Source organism: Bartonella clarridgeiae ATCC 51734, from assembly GCF_000518185.1.
GTDB lineage: Bacteria > Pseudomonadota > Alphaproteobacteria > Rhizobiales > Rhizobiaceae > Bartonella > Bartonella clarridgeiae.
On record NZ_JADC01000017.1, the window covers coordinates 17,170 to 39,463 of the forward strand.

The 22,294-nt window shown below is 36.9% G+C and carries 17 protein-coding genes and 1 other RNA gene; all 18 read left to right on the top strand.

Annotated elements, in window-relative coordinates:
* Positions 1 to 1,407 precede the first annotated feature (1,407 nt).
* Positions 1,408 to 1,926 (top strand): lytic transglycosylase domain-containing protein, encoded by a 519-nt coding sequence (locus tag T420_RS0105060; RefSeq protein WP_013545319.1) that lies wholly within the window; start codon positions 1,408 to 1,410, stop codon positions 1,924 to 1,926.
* A gap of 104 nt (positions 1,927 to 2,030) precedes the next feature.
* An RNA gene (gene rnpB, locus T420_RS07140) (RNase P RNA component class A) lies at positions 2,031 to 2,420 on the top strand.
* Positions 2,421 to 2,638: 218 nt separating this feature from the next.
* On the top strand, positions 2,639 to 3,679 hold the full coding sequence (rsmH, locus tag T420_RS0105065; protein WP_013545317.1) for a 16S rRNA (cytosine(1402)-N(4))-methyltransferase RsmH: 1,041 nt from the start codon (positions 2,639 to 2,641) through the stop codon (positions 3,677 to 3,679).
* Positions 3,676 to 4,080, top strand: coding sequence for a cell division protein FtsL (gene ftsL, locus T420_RS0105070; RefSeq protein WP_013545316.1), 405 nt, complete (start codon positions 3,676 to 3,678; stop codon positions 4,078 to 4,080). Before rsmH ends, ftsL begins: the two co-directional genes overlap by 4 nt.
* On the top strand, positions 4,080 to 5,831 hold the full coding sequence (locus T420_RS0105075; protein ID WP_026501202.1) for a peptidoglycan D,D-transpeptidase FtsI family protein: 1,752 nt from the start codon (positions 4,080 to 4,082) through the stop codon (positions 5,829 to 5,831). Before ftsL ends, T420_RS0105075 begins: the two co-directional genes overlap by 1 nt.
* 18 nt (positions 5,832 to 5,849) lie before the next feature.
* A complete protein-coding gene (locus T420_RS0105080; RefSeq protein ID WP_013545314.1) occupies positions 5,850 to 7,301 on the top strand; it encodes a UDP-N-acetylmuramoyl-L-alanyl-D-glutamate--2,6-diaminopimelate ligase in 1,452 nt (483 codons plus the stop codon).
* Complete coding sequence (locus tag T420_RS0105085) at positions 7,298 to 8,719, top strand: UDP-N-acetylmuramoylalanyl-D-glutamyl-2,6-diaminopimelate--D-alanyl-D-alanine ligase (protein ID WP_013545313.1); 1,422 nt, start codon at positions 7,298 to 7,300, stop codon at positions 8,717 to 8,719. Before T420_RS0105080 ends, T420_RS0105085 begins: the two co-directional genes overlap by 4 nt.
* 19 nt (positions 8,720 to 8,738) lie before the next feature.
* Positions 8,739 to 9,809 carry a phospho-N-acetylmuramoyl-pentapeptide-transferase gene (mraY, locus tag T420_RS0105090; RefSeq protein ID WP_013545312.1) on the top strand — a complete coding sequence of 357 codons (1,071 nt, stop codon included), beginning with the start codon at positions 8,739 to 8,741 and terminating at the stop codon, positions 9,807 to 9,809.
* Between the two features lie 4 nt (positions 9,810 to 9,813).
* Positions 9,814 to 11,229, top strand: coding sequence for a UDP-N-acetylmuramoyl-L-alanine--D-glutamate ligase (gene murD, locus T420_RS0105095; protein WP_013545311.1), 1,416 nt, complete (start codon positions 9,814 to 9,816; stop codon positions 11,227 to 11,229).
* A gap of 129 nt (positions 11,230 to 11,358) precedes the next feature.
* On the top strand, positions 11,359 to 12,516 hold the full coding sequence (locus tag T420_RS0105100) for an FtsW/RodA/SpoVE family cell cycle protein (RefSeq protein WP_013545310.1): 1,158 nt from the start codon (positions 11,359 to 11,361) through the stop codon (positions 12,514 to 12,516).
* Positions 12,506 to 13,642, top strand: coding sequence for an undecaprenyldiphospho-muramoylpentapeptide beta-N-acetylglucosaminyltransferase (murG, locus tag T420_RS0105105; RefSeq protein WP_026501203.1), 1,137 nt, complete (start codon positions 12,506 to 12,508; stop codon positions 13,640 to 13,642). The genes T420_RS0105100 and murG overlap by 11 nt, the downstream gene beginning before the upstream one ends.
* Complete coding sequence (gene murC, locus T420_RS0105110; protein ID WP_026501204.1) at positions 13,626 to 15,053, top strand: UDP-N-acetylmuramate--L-alanine ligase; 1,428 nt, start codon at positions 13,626 to 13,628, stop codon at positions 15,051 to 15,053. Before murG ends, murC begins: the two co-directional genes overlap by 17 nt.
* Positions 15,031 to 16,008 carry a UDP-N-acetylmuramate dehydrogenase gene (gene murB / locus T420_RS0105115; protein ID WP_013545307.1) on the top strand — a complete coding sequence of 326 codons (978 nt, stop codon included), beginning with the start codon at positions 15,031 to 15,033 and terminating at the stop codon, positions 16,006 to 16,008. The genes murC and murB overlap by 23 nt, the downstream gene beginning before the upstream one ends.
* A gap of 226 nt (positions 16,009 to 16,234) precedes the next feature.
* The gene (locus tag T420_RS0105120) at positions 16,235 to 17,155 is read left to right on the top strand and encodes a D-alanine--D-alanine ligase (RefSeq protein WP_013545306.1); all 921 of its coding nucleotides are present in this window, start codon (positions 16,235 to 16,237) and stop codon (positions 17,153 to 17,155) included.
* Positions 17,143 to 18,060: a cell division protein FtsQ/DivIB gene (locus T420_RS0105125; protein ID WP_013545305.1), complete on the top strand. Its 918-nt coding sequence runs from the start codon at positions 17,143 to 17,145 to the stop codon at positions 18,058 to 18,060. Before T420_RS0105120 ends, T420_RS0105125 begins: the two co-directional genes overlap by 13 nt.
* Complete coding sequence (gene ftsA / locus T420_RS0105130; protein WP_026501205.1) at positions 18,057 to 19,358, top strand: cell division protein FtsA; 1,302 nt, start codon at positions 18,057 to 18,059, stop codon at positions 19,356 to 19,358. The genes T420_RS0105125 and ftsA overlap by 4 nt, the downstream gene beginning before the upstream one ends.
* Before the next feature lie 67 nt (positions 19,359 to 19,425).
* Positions 19,426 to 21,171, top strand: a complete 1,746-nt coding sequence (ftsZ, locus tag T420_RS0105135) for a cell division protein FtsZ (RefSeq protein WP_013545303.1) — start codon at positions 19,426 to 19,428, stop codon at positions 21,169 to 21,171.
* A 189-nt stretch (positions 21,172 to 21,360) separates the two neighbouring features.
* Positions 21,361 to 22,245 carry a UDP-3-O-acyl-N-acetylglucosamine deacetylase gene (lpxC, locus tag T420_RS0105140; protein WP_013545302.1) on the top strand — a complete coding sequence of 295 codons (885 nt, stop codon included), beginning with the start codon at positions 21,361 to 21,363 and terminating at the stop codon, positions 22,243 to 22,245.
* Positions 22,246 to 22,294: the final 49 nt, after the last annotated feature.

Genomic DNA, 22,294 nt, shown 5'->3' on the forward strand with positions numbered 1-22,294 from the left:
TGAAATATTAAGAAGACACGGTATCTTGGAAGATAAGCGGAGCAAGGTTGTTAAATGAACTTCATCTCTGGAAGGAAAAGAACCATATAAGATGAGTTTTGAGTATTTAATACATGTTGTATTCGTATTAAGAATTAAAAGTTTTACACTTCTTCGTTATGATTTTTGGAATGAGTGAAAAATGCGACGAAACAGATTTAAAACCATTTACAAACATATAATTGTCTCAAAATTATAAAAAAAGATTAATAAAAGTTTACAATAGAAGGACATAAAATTTATTCTGATATATAATATAACGCTGATTACGATTGCAGAAATTTTTGTGCTTATTCGTTATTTTGATTGCTTTCAAGAGAAGAAGCAATTGCATCTTTAGGTCCTTGATAAATAATTTTTCGCTTTTGTCGGTTATTTATTTTAGAAAAGCTCATTGTAACTTTCGGGAAAAATATTGCTTCTTTAAACTCCATGTCTTTTGTTGTATTAATTTGATGAAAAACAATCATCCTATTAAATACAAAGTAATAGGCTAATAAACTAGCTATAAATAACAAAATCAGAATAATATTAATGCTGGCTGAATTTTATCATTTTTTAATCCTAAGAATTACAACATATAAGATCGCATCTAAACACATAATTTTTTGATATTCTAATCAAAAATTATTTTTGTATTAAATTTGTATAAAGAAAAATATTTATATTCCTCAATTTGTTATATTTTATTGCTTCTAAATAATAGTAAATAAAACATAAATGATAATTTATTAATAATCATTATTTTACCAGGAAATTGTTTTTAGCTATTTAAGTTTTTCAAATTATAATTCTATGTCTTCTATTCTAGAAATAATATATAAAAAGCAATATATTGCTTTTTTAAAATGAAATTCAATCGTATTTTTTTGTAAATATATATTTAAAAATTGAGTAATTTTTTGAGCATTAGTTTTTTAACATTGCTTTGATTATTGAATATAACAGATAGTTGTTTTCAAACCATTATATAATGACATCTAAAAAGGTATTGAATGGAAGTATTTCAGTTTACATTAGCAAGATGGAATTATGAATTTAATATTAATGGAATCTTGATAATCTTGTATTGAAGGTAATAAAATTTTTTTGGTACGATTTTTTTCTACTTAAAATTTCTTATCATAACATATCAATGATAAATGCGTTATATTTTTTACTCTATTATAAATTTATCTTAGTTTTTTTATTTATAAAACAAAAACAATATAATCAAAATTTTAAAAAGTTATTCTCTAATATTAGAACTTCTTGAAATTATCTTAATATTTTCATTTTTATGACGTTTTTTAGCTTTTTTTCTCAATAAAATACATTTTCAATATCATTATGGCTATGATTACCAATGTATTAGTGAAGAGAGAAAGAATGCAATTTTTGAAAATCTTTTTAAGTACAGCATTTGCTGTATTTTTTATGTTAAGTATCAATATAGCTTTTGCAGGAATAAATGTTGTAGATTCAAGTAAAAATTCATTGTTTACTTCTTATAAGGTTTCTAAGATGTCTGTTCGTCCTTATGAGGGTCTCATCCAAAAAATTGCGATTAAACATAAAGTTCCTATTAATTTGGCGCATGCTGTTATCAATGTTGAGAGCAGTTATAATGCAAGCACAAAAGGTTCTTCCGGTGAAATAGGATTGATGCAAATTAAACCATCTACTGCGCGATGGTTGGGTTTTAATGGTCCTGTAAAAGATCTTTATGAGCCTGCAATCAATCTTGAATATGGTATGCGTTATTTGGCGCGGGCACATAAATTAAGTAGGGGAGATACATGTCGTACAGTTCTTAAATATAACGCAGGTCATTCTGCAAAAAAAATGAATTCTATTTCAGCAAGATATTGCTCAAAAGTTAAAACGTATTTAGCTTCATTTAAATAATAATGTGCTTTGTAACCGATTAACTTATCTTGATAAGCCTAAAAATATCTTTTGGTCACTATTTTCACTTTCTGAAAAATATTGTATAGATAAATAATAAGAAGTCAGTCGGCCGGGCAGCCGCGCGTATCCAATGCTAAAAAGTGATAGGTGAGGAAAGTCCGGGCTCCATGGAAAAACGATGCCGGGTAACACCCGGCGGGGGCGACCCTAGGGAAAGTGCCACAGAAAGCAAACCGCCTATTTTTATAGGTAAGGGTGAAAGGGTGGGGTAAGAGCCCACCGCGCACTCAGTAATGAGTGTGGCAAGGTAAACCCCATCGGGAGCAAGACCGAATAGAAATGATGCGCAAGGTTTAACTTGCAGCCAGTTTCCAGGCGAGTCATTTGGGTAGGTTGCATGAGGCGGATGGTAACATCCGTCCTAGATGAATGGTTGCCATGTAAAGCGTAAACTTTACTAACAGAACCCGGCTTATAGGCCGACTGATATTTTCTATACAATAAAAATTCATATGTTTTTATAAAAACGCATATTTTTGTTTTTGGAGTTTTTATACTCAAAAATAAAAATAAAGCGTTTTTTTAAATTATAACATTTCTTTAAGTATTAGTAAGCCAATGTATATAGTGATTCAGCTTTAACTTGATTTACTCTTCGTAGTAAGGATGAGAGTTAAAGTTTTAGTTATAATGATGTCATATACCATTGATGGCTATTGATTTGGAAAAACATAAATCAAGATGGATTATTTTGATAAGACAGGATAGTGGAGTCGAACGCCATATTCCAGTATTGTTGCAGTCAGTATTAGCTGGAATTGCACCATTAGCTGGAGCGAGAGTAATTGACGGTACCTTTGGTGCTGGGGGTTATTCGCGTGCTCTATTGAATGCAGGTGCAGAGGTTATCGCACTTGATCGTGATCCTCTTGCAATTCGTGAGGGACAAGCACTTGTTGATCAGTTTTTCCCACGTCTTCATTTAATTCAAGCAAAGTTTTCACAGTTGGATCGCATAGTGGAAGGCGAAGTAGACGCAGTTATTCTTGATATTGGTGTTTCTTCTATGCAGCTTGATGAAGCCGAACGCGGTTTTTCTTTTCAAAAAGATGGTCCGTTAGATATGCGAATGGCACAGACCGGTTTTACGGCAGCTGATGTTGTTAATTATTTAAAGGTAGATGATTTGGCGCAACTTTTTAAGACTTTGGGGGAAGAGCGTTACGCAGGTCGAATTGCACGGATGATTGATAAACGTCGTTATGTGCGTCCTTTTTTACGCACAATTGATCTTGCTCATGCTATCGAAACTTTAATAGGACGCAAACCAGGTGATCATATTCATCCTGCAACGCGTGTATTCCAAGCACTGCGAATTTATGTTAATAATGAGCTTGGCGAGCTTGCATGTGGTTTATTCGCTGCTGAGCGCGTTTTAAAAGCAGAAGGTCGTTTGGCAGTTGTTAGCTTTCATTCTCTTGAAGATCGCATGGTAAAAAAATTTTTATCTGCTCGCTCGGGTTATAAAAAGGGATCACGTTATCTTCCTGAAATAAAATCAGTTCCAGCGACATTTGTTCCTTTATTTAAAGGTGTAAAAACTGCAACTCAAGAAGAATTACAACAAAATCCTCGTGCACGTTCTGCGAGGTTGCGTATTGGTGTACGGACTCAAGAAGCTGCTATTGCGGCGGATATGAAATTATTTGGCTTGGCAGAAATTGCTCGTTTTGAAGGCAGTAAGAAATGATAATTTTTCGCACATTAGATGTGATTTTAGTGGTAGTTATGATTTGTATGGCAGGTCTTACATATAAGGTTAAATATGATGTCCAAAAACAAATTAGTGAAGTGCATCGTATTGAGCGAGAAATTGCAGCCGAAAAAAATATGGTTAATTTGCTTCATACTGAATGGGCTGTAATGATTGAGCCTTCACGAATGAAAAAACTTGCAGAACGTTACCAAAAAGAACTGAACTTAGAGGTAATACAGCCACGTCAAATTGTAAAATTAAAAGATATTCCAATGCGTTTGCAAGATCAAATTGAAGAATTGATTAAGCAGAATAGTTTTGAAGATGATGATAAAGCTTTTTTAGCTGAGAATCGTAGTGTTCAAAGTAGTGTTGTTCAAAAAGGTGGACGGTGATGCAATTATCGTTCCCGTTTTCACGAAAGAAAAATTATTTAAGTAATCAATTGAAGCCTCTAGTTTCTTCTATGTGTCAGCCATATTCTAACCATCCACGCTTGATTTTTTCTTTATTGTGTTTTCTTTTTCTTTATGGACTCATAGGAGGGTGTCTTATTTCCTATGGGCTTAAAGGTGGTCAAATTGAAGAAGCAAAAGGGCCGATAATAGTGCAACTAGCTTCTCGACCTGATATTGTTGATCGTAATGGGCGTTTATTAGCAAAAGATATTACCACTTATTCGCTTTTTGCTGAACCACGTCGTATTATTGATGTGGATGAAACGATTGAATTGATCTCAACAGTTTTGCCAAAACTCAATTGGCAGGAAGTCTATAAACGTTTAAAAAGAAATTCCGGTTTTTCTTGGATTCAACGTGGGTTAACCCCAACGCAAAAGGCACAAATTATGGAGCTCGGCATTCCAGGTATTGGCTTTCGTACCGAAATACGTCGTTTTTATCCAGGTGGATCTATAGCTTCACATATTCTTGGTATGGTTAATGTTGATAATCAAGGCCTAGCTGGCATGGAAAAATATATTGATGATAATGGTTTGAGTATTCTTCGTGCGACCGGTCTTGCAACTGAGGAATCATTGAGGCCAGTGCAACTTTCGATTGATGTACGTGTTCAGGCAATTGTTCATGATGAACTGATGGAAGCTATGAAACGTTATAAAGCAATTGCTGCAGGAGCTGTTATTTTAAACATTCATACCAGTGAAGTTTTAGCTATGGTCTCTGTGCCCGATTTTTCTCCTGCGAATCCTGTTGATGCTCTTAAAAATAATCATTTTAACCGGATAACGGCTGGAACTTTTGAAATGGGGTCAATTATTAAAAGTTTTACTACAGCAATGGCGCTTGATTCAGGTCTTTTTCATTTAAATAGTATTATTGACGCTTCCCAACCAATTCAGGCAACTCGCAATCATTTTATTCGTGATTTTCATGCGAGAAATCGCCCTTTAACATTGTGGGAAGTTTTTATTTATTCTTCTAATATTGGTTCTGCCAAAGAGGCCTTGGCAATAGGAGTAGATAAACACCGCAATTTTTTAAAACGCCTTGGTTTACTTGATCGTATGTTAACGGAATTACCTGAAGTTGCCCAACCGATTTATCCTCATTATTGGAAGGATATCAATTCTATGACGATTTCTTTTGGACATGGTATTGCGACAACACCATTGCAAACAGCGGTAGCTGCTGCTGCTTTGATGAATGGTGGTTTGTTGATTGATCCCACGTTTTTAAAACGTTCTAAAGAAGAGGCTTTGAAACATGCTAAACAGGTTCTCCATCCTCAAACAAGTCAAGATATGCGTTATCTTTATAAATTGAATAGCGATATTGGTTCGGGTCGTAATGCAAAGGTGGTGGGTTATCGCATTGGTGGTAAGACAGGAACATCTGAAAAAGTTGAAAATGGAAAATATTCTAAAGAAAAAAACTTTAATAGTTTTTTGGCTGCTTTTCCTATAGATAATCCGTCTTATATTGTCTTAACAATTATTGATGAACCTAAACCTGAAAATGAAAAACATTCAGCGACAGCAGCGATGAATGCAGCACCAGTGCTTGCGAACATTATTCGTCGTTCAGCTATTTTTCTTGGAGTAGAACCAGATTTTAAGAAAGAATATGAACCAATTATAAGAACAAAAAGCAATTTGGGACTACCGAAAACGGTAGTGAAAAATTAATATTAAAGGTAAATGGCCATGTTGCTTGGAGAATTATTTATAGAATGTATTAAAGATGATTATTTTGCATCAATTGACATTACAGGGATAAGCGCTGATTCTCGTCAGATATTGCCAGGTTATGTTTTCGTGGCGCTTAAGGGAAATCAAAGGGATGGCAGAGAGTATGTAAATGATGCTATAAAGCGTGGTGCGCGGGTAATCGTTACAGATCATAATTTTGTTTTTGAGAATTCACTTGTTCCTGTTGTTCGTGTTTTGAATGTACGTCATAGTTTAGCTATAGCAGCTGCCCGTTTTTATAATTCTCAACCTGAAATAATGGTGGCTGTTACAGGTACAAGTGGTAAGACATCGGTTGTATCTTTTATTCGGCAAATTTGGAAATATGTTGGTTGTTGTGCTGCTAGTATAGGAACAGTAGGTGTTGTCTCCCCTAAACGTCATGATCTTGGTTCTCTAACCACACCTGATCCAGTGATGTTACAGCGTTTGTTATGTGAAATTGCCAATGAAGGTGTCACACATGCTGCCCTTGAAGCTTCTTCACATGGGCTTGATCAATGTCGGATTGATGGAGTGCGTTTAGCTGCGGCTGCTTTTACCAATTTAGGGCGTGATCATATGGATTATCACAAGTGCATAGAGGATTATTTTCACGCTAAGATGAGATTATTTAATACGCTTTTACCGCAAGACGCGCCTGCTCTTATTTTTGCGGATGATATTTATTCACAAAAGGTTATCGATATTGTTAGGCGAGCTCACCGGCAAGTTTTGACAATTGGACGCACAGGGAAATTCATCACACTTAATCGTGTTGAACATCAACGATTAAAACAATGTGTTGAATGTCGGATGGGAAATAATATTTATACATTTGATTTGCCTCTTGTTGGCGATTTTCAAGTAGCTAATGCACTTATGGCTGCAGGTTTAGCAATTGCGACACGTGCATCTCCAGATATGGTTTTTCGTTCTCTTGAAAAATTACAAGGGGCACCTGGTCGGTTAGAATTGGTTGGAAAAACAGAAGATGGAGCACCTGTTTACGTCGATTATGCGCATAAGCCAGAGGCCTTAGAACAGGTATTACTTTCTGTTCGTCCTTTTACGCAAGGACGTTTAATTCTTGTTTTTGGTTGTGGTGGTGATCGCGATCAAGGAAAGAGAGCTTTGATGGGAACAATTGCAGGAAATAAAGCTGATATTGTAATTGTAACTGACGATAACCCTCGTACGGAAGCACCGGAGAAAATTCGAAAAGATATTTTACAAGCGGTGCCGGAAGCAATAGAAATAGCGGATCGTGCTGAAGCAATTTATTATGCAGTGAGATTGCTGAAAACTGGAGATACATTAATTGTTGCAGGAAAAGGTCACGAAAATGGACAAATTATAGGGCAAAAAACATATCCTTTCTCAGATCGTTTGCAAGTGATTGCTGCTTTAAAGGAACTGAATAAATGATAGCTTTATGGGATAAGCAGGCACTCATTTCTGCGATGAATGGTTTTACGGTTGGATGTTTACCAGAAACTTTTCCTGGGATTTCTATTGATAGCCGAACTCTTTTAGAAGGTGATGTTTTTTTCTGTATTAAAGGGCATCATCTTGATGGTCATGATTTTGCTGCACATGCCTATGCGCAAGGCGCGGGAGTTTTAGTGGTTGCAGAAAATCGTTTGGATGAAATGAAAAAAATAGATGCTCCACTGATTGTTGTTTCTGATGTTTTACAGTCATTAGAAAAGCTTGCGCAAGCAGCACGTAAACGTTCAAAAGCTAAAATTATAGCTATTACAGGTTCTGTAGGGAAAACAACGACAAAAGAGGCTCTTAAACAAGCACTTGAAACTGTTGGAAAGGTTCATGCTAATCTTGCTTCTTTTAATAATTGCTGGGGTGTTCCACTGACTTTGGCACGAATGCCTATAGATAGTGATTATGCTATCTTTGAAATTGGTATGAATCATAAAGATGAAATTCGCCCTTTGGTGAAGTTGGTTTGTCCGCATGTGGTATTAATTACTCGTATTGCAGCTGGGCATATGGAATTTTTCAAAAGTCTTGAAGAAATTGCAGATGCCAAGGCTGAAATTTTTGAAGGATTAGATAAAGATGGTATAGCTCTTTTAAATGCAGATGATCATTTTTTTTCTTATTTGCTTCAAAAAGCAAAACAATTTGGTGTGAAAAAAATTCGGAGTTTTGGTCAGTCTAATTGTGCTGATTATCAAGCTAAGGAAGTTCGTCGTTTAGAAAATTGCTCTTGTATGATTGTACATCTTGATCAGAAAGATGTAATGATTAAAATTGGTGCACCTGGCCAACATATGGTACAAAATGGTTTAAGTGTTCTTGCCGCTTGTGATGCCGTTGGTGCTGATTTGGCATATGTTATGCTTGCTTTGGCTCGCTTTTCTCTTCAAAAAGGCCGTGGGGCTCTTTATAAACTCTCTTTATCAAATGGTGGTACGTTTCATTTAATTGATGAAAGTTATAATGCTAATCCTACTTCTATGCGTGCTGCTCTTGATCTTCTTGCGACAGGACCAATAGGCATAGGTGGGAGACGAATTGCTATTTTGGGTGATATGCTTGAATTAGGGGATCACAGTGAAAAATTACATCGTGATTTGCTACAACCTATATGTGTTTCTGGTGTTCATTTGGTTTTTTTGGTTGGCAAAGAAATGAAGTTTTTAGCTAATGATCTTTCTTCTCATGTTAATGTTTGTCATTCTGAAAATATTGAAGAAATTTTGCCACTTGTTTTTTCAGAAATTTCAAATGGAGATCTTATTATGATTAAATCATCCCGTCGCATTTATTTATCAAATATTGTGACTGCAATTCTTGATCGTTATAAAGTAATTTCTTTATAATTTTATTAGGTTTTTTACTATGATGCTATTTTTTTCCTTGCTGAATGATTGGATTCCGGGTGTTAATGTTTTTCGATATATTACTTTTCGAACTGTTGCCGCTATCCTAACATCAGGTTTAATTGTTTTTTTGTTTGGTCCAAGTATTATTGCTTTTCTTAAAAGTCGGCAGGGTCAAGGACAGCCAATTCGAGCTGATGGTCCCCACACTCACTTTAAAAAAGCTGGAACACCTACTATGGGTGGATTAATGATTTTAATTGGTATTATGGTATCGGCATTTTTATGGTGTAATTTATTAAATATTTATTTTTGGGTATCGTTGTTTGTTATGCTTTCTTTTGGGATGATTGGCTTTTATGATGATTATCTTAAAGTGACAAAGCAAACGGATAAAGGTTTTTCTGGAAAAGCCCGGTTAAGTTTAGAATTTGTAATTGCTGTCATTGCCTGTTTTATTATTTTAAAAGTTGGTTCACCAGGATTAGCTTTGCCTTTTGTAAAGGATTATTTTATTAATTTGAGTTGGTTTTTTATTCCTTTTACCGCTTGTGTTATTGTAGGTACTGGTAATGCTGTTAATTTGACCGATGGTCTTGATGGGCTTGCTATTGTTCCTGTGATGATTGTATCTTTATCTTTTGCATTGATTGCTTATCTTGCTGGTAATGTGAATTTTGCTGATTATTTACAAATTCATTATGTGGCGGGCACAGGTGAGTTAGCTGTTTTACTCGGAGCAGTTTTTGGTGCTGGTCTTGGTTTTTTATGGTTTAATGCGCCCCCAGCTGCTATTTTTATGGGAGATACTGGTTCTTTGGCTCTTGGAGGGCTGTTAGGTCTTATTGCTGTTGCAACGAAGCACGAAATTGTTTTAGCTGTTATTGGTGGACTTTTTGTCTTAGAAGCGATGTCAGTTATTATTCAGGTGGGTTGGTTCAAACTGACGAAAAAACGTTTATTCCTTATGGCACCGATTCATCATCATTTTGAGAAAAAGGGTTGGACAGAAAGTCAGATCGTGATACGCTTTTGGATTATTGCAATTGTTTTAGCGTTGATTGGTCTTTCAACACTTAAATTGAGGTGAAATCTTGATTTCTGTTGAGTGTTATAAAGGCCAAAAAGTTGCTGTATTTGGATTGGGACAATCAGGAATAGCTACAGCAAAAGTTTTGATTTCTTGTGGTGCAGAAGTAGTTGCATGGGATGATAATTTTTCTAGTGTGGAAGCTGCTTGTAAGGAAAACATTCCAACAAAGAATCTATATTATGAGGATTGGTCAGAATTTATTGCGTTGATTTTAGCTCCTGGAGTACCTTTAACTTATCCAAGACCACATTGGGTTGTTGAAAAAGCACGTCAAGAAAATATAGAAATTATCGGTGATATTGAGCTATTTGTCCGTGCTCGTAATCTTTTTTTACAGCAAAATGATTTTTCTGATCAAGATGTTCCGTTTGTTGCTATTACGGGTACAAATGGTAAATCAACAACGACTGCTTTACTTTCCCACCTTTTAGAAAAAATGGGTTATGATGTGCAAACGGGAGGAAATATTGGGACAGCAATATTAACGCTTAAGCCATTTGTTAAAAAACGTATTTATGTTATTGAATGTTCGTCATTTCAAATAGAATTAGCTCCATCTCTTCAGCCAACTATTGGTCTTTTGTTGAATTTAACACCCGATCATATTGATCGTCATGGTAGCTTTGAACTTTATGGACAGATCAAAGGGCGTGTCGTTTCTAAAGCTTCTAATGCTCTTATTTCAGTTGATAGTTTAGTTTGCCGTGCTTTATATCAAAAGCTTTTTGATGAAGGTTATCAGATTAAGCCAGTTTCTAAAGAGCGTTTTATTAAAAATGGTTTTTATGTAGAAGGAACAAAGCTTTTTTCTGTTCGTTATGGGCATCGTCATCTGCTTGCAGATTTAGCTAATATGACTTCGTTACGTGGAAGTCATAATGCGGAAAATGCTCTTATGGCTCTAGCAACTTTACAGATGTTAAAAATTACTACCTCAGAGATATCAGATATAGAAGAGCATTTAGCAAGTTATTTAGGGCTTGCACATCGAATGCAGGAGGTGTGTAAGATTGGATCTATTTTGTTTATTAATGATAGTAAGGCTACAAATGCAGAGGCATCTGCTCCTGCACTTGCTACTTTTAACAATATTTTTTGGATTGTTGGAGGACAAGCAAAAGAAGGTGGGATTGATTCTCTTAAAGGATTTTTTTATAAAATTCGTAAAGCGTATTTAATTGGTACTGCAGCGGAAAATTTTGCGCGCATTATTGGTTCTGCCTTTCCTTTTTCGATGAGTCTAACTTTAGAAAATGCAGTCCGCGAAGCGGCTAGTGATGCAGCCCGTGATACAACGCAGGACGCTGTGATTTTGTTTTCTCCAGCGTGTGCAAGTTATGATCAATTTAAGAATTATAAAGTACGCGGAGAAGCTTTTGTTTCTCTTGTTATGCAGCTAAAGAAGGAAGAATTATAGAAAGTTATTCTATGTTAACAATCCAGAATCTTTTTGAGTGTAACTTAAATTTTTAAGTACTTATCAAAGATAATAGGAAAATCATATCATTTTGTTTTGGATGTGATTATAAAAGGTAAAGTGAAAATGATGATTACTCGTGCAGATCGAGGCCCAATCTCCGATTGGTGGTGGACCATTGATCGCTCTATTTTTACTGCTTGTCTGATCCTTATGGGAATTGGTATTATGCTATCTTTTGCAGCTAGTCCCTCTGTTGCAAAAAAAATTGGGATTGCTGATAGTTTTTATTTTGTTCGTTGGCACATTATTTTTAGTATTTCCGCATTTGTGACCATGATTACTATTTCTTTTTTTTCACCTCGTAATATTCGCCGTTTATGTGCTTTATTGCTAATTACGACCCTTATACTTATGATTGCAACTTTGTTATTTGGTATTGAGTTAAAAGGGGCGCGACGTTGGATTTCTGTATGTGGTGTTTCTTTACAAGCGTCAGAGTTTATGAAACCGGCTTTTGTTATTATATCCGCTTGGCTTTTTGCTACACAGGTACAGCATAAAGGTATTCTCATCTATATATTGGTTATTGCACTGTATGTGATTTGTTGTATGCTTCTTGTCTTGCAACCAGATATTGGTCAAACACTTTTAATAAGTGCGACATGGGGTGGCTTGTTTTTTGTTGCAGGTGTACCTCTTATCATTATCTTCTTATTTCTTATTCTCGGCATTTTAGGAGGTTTTTTAGTTTATTTTTTTGTTCATCATGTGCGTGAACGTATCAATGGTTTTTTAACAGGTGAAGGCAATACATTTCAAGTTGATGTAGGACGTGAAGCTATTTTGAATGGTGGATGGTTTGGTCGAGGCCCTGGTGAGGGTACGGTTAAACGTATTATTCCTGATAGCCATACAGATTTTGTATTTTCTGTTGCAGCTGAAGAATATGGTATTATTCTTTGTTTATTGATTACAGTACTTTTTGGTTTTATTGTTATACGCTCTCTTTATGTAGCGTTAAACACCCGTGATATCTTCACACGTTTTGGTATTACTGGCATAGCAATGATAATTGGTTTTCAATCAGCGATTAATATGGCAGTTAATCTTCATCTAATGCCTCCAAAGGGTATGACACTACCATTTATTTCTTATGGTGGCTCATCTATGGTAGCAATTGCAATTTCTATAGGCATTTTATTAAGTTTGACACGCCGTTGGCCAGAAGCGCGTGTTTCAACTTTTCTTTTAACTTCTGTTTCGGATGCTACTTATGAAACATAAAAAAATTATTGTTTTGGCCGCTGGTGGTACAGGTGGGCATCTTTTTCCTGCAGAAGCACTTGCTGTTGAATTGAGAGAGCGTGGATATGATGTTCATTTGACGATAGATGAAAGAGCTAAACGTTTTTTACGTCATTTTGATGAAGAGCATGTTCATATTATTTCATCGGCAACTTTTGTACGATCTCGTTCTTTTGCATTTATAAAAACATTTTGGTATTTGCTGAAGGGAATGTTTCAATCATGGATACTTTTTTGTAAATTGCGGCCTGTTCTTGTCGGTGGGTTTGGTGGTTATCCTACTTTTCCGCCAGTTTTAGTTGCTACCTTAATGGGATATAAGACATTTATTCATGAACAAAATGCTGTTATGGGACGTGCTAATAGATTATTGGCGTCTAGGGTCAATGCCATTGCCGGTGGTTTATTATCAGCTAACAGTGTTTATATTCATAAAACATTCCTTACAGGTAATCCTGTTCGTAAGGCTATTCTTCAAGCTGCAAAGGTTCCTTATTGTCCTTCTATGGGTGAACAACCATTTCATTTTTTGGTTTTTGGTGGTAGCCAAGGGGCAGCTTTTTTTTCACAAGTTGTTCCTGGAGCAATTGCTTTACTTGATCAAAATATACGGAAACGTTTACGCATTGTTCAGCAGGTTTATGATGAAACCGTAGATCTAATAAAAATTTATCATGATATGGGAGTACAGGCAAAAGTTGCACGTTTTTTTGATAATATGGCTGAACATATCGCTCAATCCCATTTTATTATGTCACGTGCTGGTGCTTCAACAGTTTGTGAAATAGCTGTGATTGGTCGACCAGCTTTACTTATTCCATATCCCTATGCTTTAGATCACGATCAAGCAGAGAATGCGGCTAAACTCTCTGAAATGGGAGGCGCTCAGATTATAATAGAAAAAGATTTAAATACGCAAACACTTGCTTCTCTCTTGAAAAAAGTCTGTTGTGAGCCACACTTATTGAAAAAACAGGCTCTGGCTGCAAAAAAAGTTGGGCAACCCCATGCGACCGTTGTTTTAGCAAATATGGTTGAAGCGTTGATTCTAGAACGATCATTATCAGATATTAAAAAGGAGTTTTTTGATGAAAATGCCGCTTAATATTGGCCTTATCCATTTTGTAGGAATCGGAGGTATAGGCATGAGCGGAATTGCTGAAGTTCTTCATAATCTTGGTTATAAAGTTCAAGGATCCGATCAAACTCATAACGCAAATATTGAACGCCTACAGAATAAGGGAATTAATATTTATATAGGGCATCATGCTGAAAATTTAGGAGCAGCGGAAGTTGTTATTATTTCTACTGCCATTAAGAAAACAAATCCTGAATATATCGCTGCCAAAAAGAGGCATCTACCGGTTGTTAAGCGTGCAGAAATGCTTGCTGAGTTAATGCGTTTTCGTCGGACAATTGCTATTGGTGGTACACATGGAAAAACAACGACTACATCAATGGTAGCTGCACTTCTTGATGTAGGTCGTTTTGATCCTATAGTCATTAATGGTGGTATTATCAATGCTTATGGGACTAATGCACGTATGGGAGACGGGGATTGGATGGTGGTTGAGGCTGATGAAAGTGACGGGACATTTTTAAAATTGCCTGCTGATATAGCTGTGGTTACTAATATCGACGTTGAGCATTTAGACCATTATGGCAATTTTAATGCTTTACGTGAGGCTTTTCGGCAGTTTGTAGAAAATGTGCCTTTTTATGGTTTTGCTGTTATGTGCCTTGATCATCCAGAAGTTCAGACATTAGTTAGTCGTATTCATGATCGTTGGGTGATTACGTATGGTGCAAATCCACAAGCAGATGTTCGTTTTCTTAATCTTTCGATGGAAGGTCAAAAAATGTATTTTGATATTCTCATTCGATCACAAAAAACAGGCGAAAAAACTGAAATCAACAATTTGATTTTACCGATGTCCGGGAAGCATAATGTTTCTAATGCTACTGCAGCAATTGCTATCGCATATGAGCTCGGCGTTTCACCTGAAGCTATAAAAAAAGGATTAGCAGAGTTTGGGGGTGTAAAACGACGTTTTACGAAAACAGGGGATTGGAATGGAGTTGAGATATTTGATGATTATGGGCATCATCCAGTGGAAATAAAAGCTGTTTTGCATGCAGCACGTGAGAGCGCAAAAGGACGAGTCATTGCAGTTGTGCAACCACATCGTTATACGCGTTTATATCATTTATTTGATGATTTTTCTGCTTGTTTTAATGATGCGGATACAGTGATGATTACACCGGTTTATGCAGCTGGTGAGGAGCCAATAGCTGGTTTTAGTTCTAAAGAATTAGTAGAGCATATTCAAATGGCTGGTCACCGTGATGTGCGTCTGATTAATACTTTGGAAGATGTTATTTCTATTGTATCTACATTAGCTAAATCTGGTGATTATGTAGTTTTTCTTGGTGCTGGTTGCATCACACAATGGGCTTACGCATTGTCCAATCAATTAGTGGTATTTGATAAAAATGATGAAATTTCAACCGATTGATGGTGAAGGGCTATTGAAGAAATTACAGCCGGCGTTATGTGGTATACAGGGCAAATTAACGCCCAATGTTGATATGCGTAAGGTGACATGGTTTCGTACCGGTGGACTCGCTGAGATTTTTTACCAGCCTTCTGATGAAGCAGATTTAGTTTTATTTTTTCAATCTTTGCCTGAATCCATTCCTGTAACGATTGTAGGGATCGGTTCTAATCTTTTGGTACGTGATGGGGGTATCCCTGGTGTTGTTATTCGTCTTTCAGCAAAAGGTTTTGGACAGTTAAAGCAAGTGTCATCGAAGCGCTTCTTGGTTGGTGCTGCGGTGGCGGGTAAGCATTTGGCCGCAGCAGCTTTAGAGGCTGAACTTTCTGGTTTTCATTTTTATCATGGTATTCCTGGTGGTTGTGGAGGAGCATTAAAAATGAATGCTGGAGCTAATGGTGTTGAAACTGCTGAGCGTGTTATTGAAGTTTATGCGCTTGATCGTAAAGGACAACGCCATATCTTGAGTGTAAATGATATACATTATTCTTATCGTTGTTGCGATATTCCTGATGATTTTGTTTTTATTGCTGCCTTATTTGAAGGAGAGAGAGGGAATAGAAATTATATCCGTGCTGCTATGGATGAAGTTGCTCTTCATCGGCAGATGGTGCAACCTATTCGTGAAAAAACAGGTGGGTCTACTTTTCGTAATCCTGTAGGTACGTCTGCATGGCGTGTTATTGATGAGGCAGGGTGTCGCGGTTTAAAGATTGGTGGCGCTCAAATGAGTAAGATGCACTGTAATTTTATGATTAATACCGGTCAAGCAACAGGCTATGATCTTGAAAAATTAGGTGAAGTAGTACGTGCTCGTGTTTTTGCTCATTCAGGGCATTTGTTACAATGGGAAATACAACGTATTGGTCAATTTGAACAAGGTTGTATCGTCCCTTCTTTTAATCAGAATAATTGATTTTTTAGGTAACTAAAAAATTGAGTCATTTCAAAGAGATAAGAAAAAATTTCTATTAAGAATCAATAAATTAACAGAGAAGCTCTTGCGTCAAGCGCTTGAGTCTGATTCATTAGAGAAAACGCTAGGTTATTGATTCGCAAAGATAAATCTAGTTCTTTCCTATATATAGTATTTTTAATTTTTATATATTCTGTATTTAGTATATAAAGAGGGATAAGTCGTTATGAAAGGTAAGCATATAGCTGTATTGATGGGAGGGGTTTCATCAGAGCGGTCTGTAAGTTTATCTTCAGGTTCTGCTTGCGCTGATGTTCTTGAAGCTCATGGCTATTATGTAACCCGTGTGGATGTTGATAGTCGTATTGCTTCTATTCTTGAGAAATTACAACCACATATCGCTTTTAATGCATTACATGGTTCATTTGGTGAGGATGGATGTATTCAAGGCATTCTTGAATACTTAAAAATTCCTTATACGCATTCTGGAGTGATGGCGTCATCATTAGCAATGGATAAAGGACGGGCAAAAATTATTGCCGCTAGTGTTGGTGTGCCTGTTGCTCCTTCTTATGTAATGAATCGTTTTGCAATTGGGGTAAAACATCCTCTGGAGCCGCCGTATGTAATTAAACCTGTTCATGAAGGATCAAGTTTTGGTGTTGTTATTGTGTTGGGTGATGAAGAATGCCCACCCCATAATATTGCAAGCTCTGAGTGGAAGTATGAAGATGAGGTGATTGTTGAAAAATATATTCCTGGTCGGGAGCTTACCTGCGCTGTTTTAGGTGATGAAGTTCTAGATGTTTGTGAAATTATACCTGATCAGCATTTCCAGTTTTATGATTATGATTCAAAATACAAAGCTGGTGGTTCTATTCATATTTGTCCTGCACAACTTTCATTAAATATTTACCAAAAAGTGCAAAGAATGTCTTTAGCAGCACATCAAGCGATAGGTTGTCGAGGTGTTAGTCGTTCTGATTTTCGTTTTAATGAAGAAACGGAAGAGCTGATTTGGCTCGAAATTAATACGCAACCCGGTATGACAGTAACGTCTCTTGTGCCAGATATTGCAAAAGCAAGTGGTCGTACTTATAGCGACATTGTTAAATGGATAGTGGAGGACGCGTCATGTATGCGTTAAATGTTGGTAAGATGGGAGTTTTAGGAGCCTTAAAGGTGCTATTAGTGCCAATTTTCCGACGTTTTTATCGTCGCTTTCTTCGATTTATGTTGCAATTTGTATTAGTTGATATTCATGTACCGCGTTATTTTGGCTCTTTTGCTGTTTTTTCTTTTTTCTTGCTTTCCTTATTTTATGGAATTGTTTCTAGCAGTCATATGGACAAAATTATAAGGTTTGCGACGTCAAATTTTGGTTTTGTAATTACTCATGTTGATATGAGTGGCAATAAAAATATGACGGAACAATCTATTTTGAAGCTTTTAGAGCTTGATGCTCATCCATCAATTATCAGCTTTGATGTTGATAAAGCACGTTCTACTTTAGAACAACAGATGTGGGTTCAATCGGCTTATGTTCAAAAAATTTATCCTAATCGGATATATATTGCAGTGGTGGAGCGTGAACCATATGCGATTTGGCAACATGACGGTGTAATGGATATTATTGATGATACGGGGTATATTATTTTACCATTTCAGGCAGGTTTAGTTCAGGATTTACCACTCGTTGTTGGTCAGGGAGCACAAAATGCAGCTAAGTTGTTTATCCAATCGCTTTCAGCATATTCGCAATTCCGCGATCGTATCCGTGCTTATGTACGTGTAGGCGATCGGCGTTGGGATATTTTTTTAGAGAATGGAGTGCGTATTATGTTGCCTGAACAAGGCGCTATTGAAAGGCTTGTTGCTCTTGTGAAGACGGATATGGTGGATGATCTTTTTTCTCGCGATGCTTTAAGCATTGATTTACGTCTTTCTGATCGAATAACGATTGCTTTGTCGGATGAAGTGTTAGCAAGGCATCGTGCTATGCTAATGGAAGAAGAACGTATTTTAAAGATATTGAAAGAAAGGAGTATATGATGTTTTTGAAATCACATCATGGGGGGGGACGCAAAACGCGTTTTCTGACAGTTCTTGATGTGGGTTCAAGTAAAGTTGCTTGTCTTATTGCTTGTTTACGTCCTTTGAAGCATTCGCAACATTTACATGGTCGTACACATTTTATGGAGATTTTGGGCTTCGGTGTACAGCGCTCATGCGGTATTAAATCTGGTGTTGTTATGGATATGCTTGCAGCGGAAAAGTCAATACGTTTAGCTGTTGGTGCGGCAGAGAAAATGGCCGGTTTGGTAGTGGATTCAGTAATTGTAAACTTTTCCTCAAACCGACTAAAAAGTGCGTTTGTTAATGGTACAGTACATTTAGGTGGGCGTGAAGTTACTGCACGTGATATGCGTATGGCATTAGCAGATGTTTCGCGTAAAGTTTTTGATGCTGATCGTCATATTGTACATTCAATTCCGGTATCTTATGCATTGGATGGAGATAAAGGGATCTCTGATCCTATTGGAATGATAGGTGAATTGTTTGGGGTAGATGTTCATGTGGTGACAGCAGAAACAGCATCTTTACGTAATTTGGAAGCTTGTATTAATCGTGCTCATTTAAGTGTTGAAGCAATGGTTGCGACACCTTTTGCGAGTGGTCTCGCAGTTTTGATTAATGATGAGGCGCGTTTAGGAGCTGCATGTATTGATTTTGGTGCTGGAACAACGACATTTTCAATATTTTCTGAAGGAAAATTTGTTCATGCATATACACTTGCGATTGGTGGGCACCATATAACTCTTGATGTTGCACGGGGATTATCTATGTCTATTGAAGAAGCAGAGCGTTTAAAAGTTATGTATGGATCAACACTTTCAGAAAGTGCTCCTGATCATCATATGATTAATGTCGCAGAAATTGGAAATGAGCATTATAAAACTCAATATCCATGTGCTGTTCTTGGCCGTATCATTCGTGCACGTGTTGAAGAAATATTAGAAATGCTTCGTGATTATTTAAATTGTTCTGGGTTTGGTCACATTATTGGTAAGCGTGTTATTTTAACTGGGGGAGCAAGTCAGTTAACGGGTTTGCCAGAAATGGCGCGTAATATATTGGGAAGAAATGTTCGTATAGGGCGACCTTTAGGCGTTTCTAGGCTTCCTGCTCCTGCAAAGGGAGCGGCGTTTTCGTCTGCTGTTGGATTGTTAATCTATCCGCAATTAGCGGGTTTTGAAGAAAAAACAATTCAAACGACAGTGAGACAGTTATCAACTGGCACAGGTGGGTATTTTCAGCGTGTTGGTCAGTGGTTGCGTGAGAGTTTTTAAGTTAAGTCTATTTGGTTATTAATTTTCATCGCTTTGGCTTGCGGTGTTTTATGAGAAGGAAAAAAACATGACGATTAATCTGCACCGGCCAGATATTGCGGAATTGAAGCCACGTATTACCGTTTTTGGTGTTGGGGGTGGTGGCGGAAATGCCGTAAATAATATGATAAATGCTGGCCTTCAGGGGGTTGACTTTGTTGTTGCTAATACGGATGCACAGGCTTTGGCTATGTCAAAAGCTGAACGTGTGATCCAACTTGGAGCAGCAGTAACAGAAGGTTTAGGTGCTGGTGCTTTACCAGAAGTTGGGCGGGCTGCTGCGGATGAGTGTATCGATGAAATTATCGATCATCTTGCAGATTCTCATATGGTTTTTATTACAGCAGGTATGGGTGGAGGCACAGGAACCGGAGCTGCTCCTGTTGTTGCCAATGCAGCACGTGAAAAAGGTATTTTGACTGTTGGTGTTGTGACGAAGCCTTTCCAATTTGAAGGTGCACGTCGGATGAAGACAGCAGAAGCTGGCATAGAAGAATTACAAAAATCTGTTGATACGTTGATTGTTATTCCTAATCAGAATCTTTTTCGTATTGCGAACGAAAAAACAACATTTTCTGATGCCTTTGCTATGGCTGATCAAGTTCTTTACTCTGGTGTTGCTTCTATTACAGATTTAATGATTAAAGAAGGGCTGATTAACCTTGATTTTGCAGATGTTCGTTCTGTTATGCATGAGATGGGTCGTGCAATGATGGGAACTGGAGAGGCGTCTGGTGATGGACGTGCTTTGGCTGCTGCTGAAGCTGCTATTGCAAATCCATTGTTAGATGATACTTCGATGCGTGGGGCTCGTGGTCTTTTGATTTCCATTACGGGTGGTCGCGATATGACCTTGTTTGAGGTCGATGAGGCGGCTAATCGTATTAGGGAAGAAGTTGATGCTGATGCAAATGTTATTTTTGGTGCTATTGATGATGAGTCACTGGAGGGTGTTATTCGTGTATCGGTGGTTGCGACTGGTATTGATCGTGAGATTAATGATGTAATACAGCCTTCTAATACTAAATTTCATCGGTCTGCAACTTCAATGCGTAAGAATGATGCTGGAGTAACACAGACTTCTTCTCAATCATCATCGTTGCGTTCTGAATCGATGGTAGAAGTTATAGAAGCTCTTGAAGTAGAAATGAAACAGCCAATTGAAGAGCCATTTTGTCCAAAAAGTCAGTTTTTTGTGCAGTCTACAGATACATATACTCCGCGAAGTATGAATGCTGCTTCTTATGGGCAAAATATACATGGACAGACATCAAATGCATTACGTATGCAGGTTGGCTGCGTTTCTCAACAGCCTGTTGCTAAAGCAGTGAATATGGAAGCAACGGCGCATGTTCTTGATGACATGACTAGAATTGTAGAACAGAAGAAAAAACAAGCGCAAATGCAATCTCATTCAATGTCAATGCGCATGCCTGAGTTAAAGGATTTCCCGTCGTCTATTCGCGGTCAAAGTACAAATTTTTCTAATGCCGATCAAGGACCACGTAATCTTTGGCAGCGCTTGAAACAAAGTTTGACGTATCGTGAAGAAGCTGAACCAGAAGCTCGGTTAGAGCCTGCTGTGAATTCTTCTTTGTGTAAGGATTCTCATATTTCTAGTGCAAGCTCTCAGGGAATTTCTCAAGATACTTCTGTGTATATACCACGTCACTCTACTGAATTGCAGCAACACGCATCGCAAGATCAAAACGTTTGTGTCAGTGAAGAGGATGAATTGGAAATACCGGCGTTTTTGCGTCGTCAAGCACATTAATGGATATAAAAGTTGGTAAAGAAGAGAATTCTATATTTCTATCGATAGTAAAATGGAGGCTTTATTATAGTATAACTTATAGAATTTTTATGGGAAGTTTTAAACTTTCTCATTAAACGGGATTATTTACCGTAAAGATAATTTTGATGGTCTTATGATGAGAGTCCAAAAAAGTTATTAAGAAAATTCATGAAGTGGTATTATAAGTTGGTGCAGAAATATCAATCAACTCTTAAAGATACATTAATATTTAAAGGGCATGGTGTTCATAGTGGACATTTATCTGTTGTAAAAATTTATCCAGCTGATGTTGAATGTGGTATTGTTTTCAAGCGTTATGGCATAGATGGGAAAGAGCAAATATTTCCAGCGCATGCATCACAAATTGGAGCAATTGAATTATCAACAGTACTTGGATGTGGAGATATAAGAGTTGAAACAATTGAGCATTTGATGGCAGCAATTGTTGCATATGATCTGGATAATCTTATTATTGAGGTGTCAAGCAATGAAGTACCTATTTTGGATGGTGCTTCGTGGCAGTATTGTCACGGTTTTGAAAAAACGGGTATTATCCAGCAGACAGCATTGCGATCTTATTTTGTTATAAAAAAACCAGTACGCGTTGAAACAGAAAATGGCATGGCAGAATTTTTGCCATTTGACGGGCGTCGTTTTGATGTTACGATTTCTTTTTCTGCGTCTGTTATTGGCAAACAACATTTGAGTTTTGATCTTACTTCACAAGGATTTAGAGATGATTTGTCTTGTGCACGCACTTTCGGTTTTGTTAAGGACGTGGAAAAATTATGGGTTTCTGGGAAAGGCATAGGTTCTTCTTTAGAAAACTCTCTTATTATTGGTCTTGATAATCAAATTATTAATCCAACTGGCACTTATTTTGAAAATGAATTTGTTCGGCATAAAATGCTTGATGCTATTGGTGATACTGCTTTACTTGGTGCGCCTTTTATTGGATTATTTCGTTCCTATTGTAGTGGACATGCGCTTAATTCAGAATTAGTTAAGGCTGTTTTACGCGACGAATCATGTTACGAAAAAAGCAATGTATAAATAGAATGAAAAGAAATTTAAAAAACTTTACCCTGTTCTATATAATTTT

Coding starts and splice junctions, on each gene's coding strand:
- T420_RS0105060 (WP_013545319.1), top strand. CDS start 1,408: ATGCAATTTTTGAAAATCTTTTTAAGTACAGCATTTGCTGTATTTTTT.
- rsmH (WP_013545317.1), top strand. CDS start 2,639: ATGGCTATTGATTTGGAAAAACATAAATCAAGATGGATTATTTTGATA.
- ftsL (WP_013545316.1), top strand. CDS start 3,676: ATGATAATTTTTCGCACATTAGATGTGATTTTAGTGGTAGTTATGATT.
- T420_RS0105075 (WP_026501202.1), top strand. CDS start 4,080: ATGCAATTATCGTTCCCGTTTTCACGAAAGAAAAATTATTTAAGTAAT.
- T420_RS0105080 (WP_013545314.1), top strand. CDS start 5,850: ATGTTGCTTGGAGAATTATTTATAGAATGTATTAAAGATGATTATTTT.
- T420_RS0105085 (WP_013545313.1), top strand. CDS start 7,298: ATGATAGCTTTATGGGATAAGCAGGCACTCATTTCTGCGATGAATGGT.
- mraY (WP_013545312.1), top strand. CDS start 8,739: ATGATGCTATTTTTTTCCTTGCTGAATGATTGGATTCCGGGTGTTAAT.
- T420_RS0105100 (WP_013545310.1), top strand. CDS start 11,359: ATGATTACTCGTGCAGATCGAGGCCCAATCTCCGATTGGTGGTGGACC.
- murG (WP_026501203.1), top strand. CDS start 12,506: ATGAAACATAAAAAAATTATTGTTTTGGCCGCTGGTGGTACAGGTGGG.
- murC (WP_026501204.1), top strand. CDS start 13,626: ATGAAAATGCCGCTTAATATTGGCCTTATCCATTTTGTAGGAATCGGA.
- murB (WP_013545307.1), top strand. CDS start 15,031: ATGATGAAATTTCAACCGATTGATGGTGAAGGGCTATTGAAGAAATTA.
- T420_RS0105120 (WP_013545306.1), top strand. CDS start 16,235: ATGAAAGGTAAGCATATAGCTGTATTGATGGGAGGGGTTTCATCAGAG.
- T420_RS0105125 (WP_013545305.1), top strand. CDS start 17,143: ATGTATGCGTTAAATGTTGGTAAGATGGGAGTTTTAGGAGCCTTAAAG.
- ftsA (WP_026501205.1), top strand. CDS start 18,057: ATGATGTTTTTGAAATCACATCATGGGGGGGGACGCAAAACGCGTTTT.
- ftsZ (WP_013545303.1), top strand. CDS start 19,426: ATGACGATTAATCTGCACCGGCCAGATATTGCGGAATTGAAGCCACGT.
- lpxC (WP_013545302.1), top strand. CDS start 21,361: ATGAAGTGGTATTATAAGTTGGTGCAGAAATATCAATCAACTCTTAAA.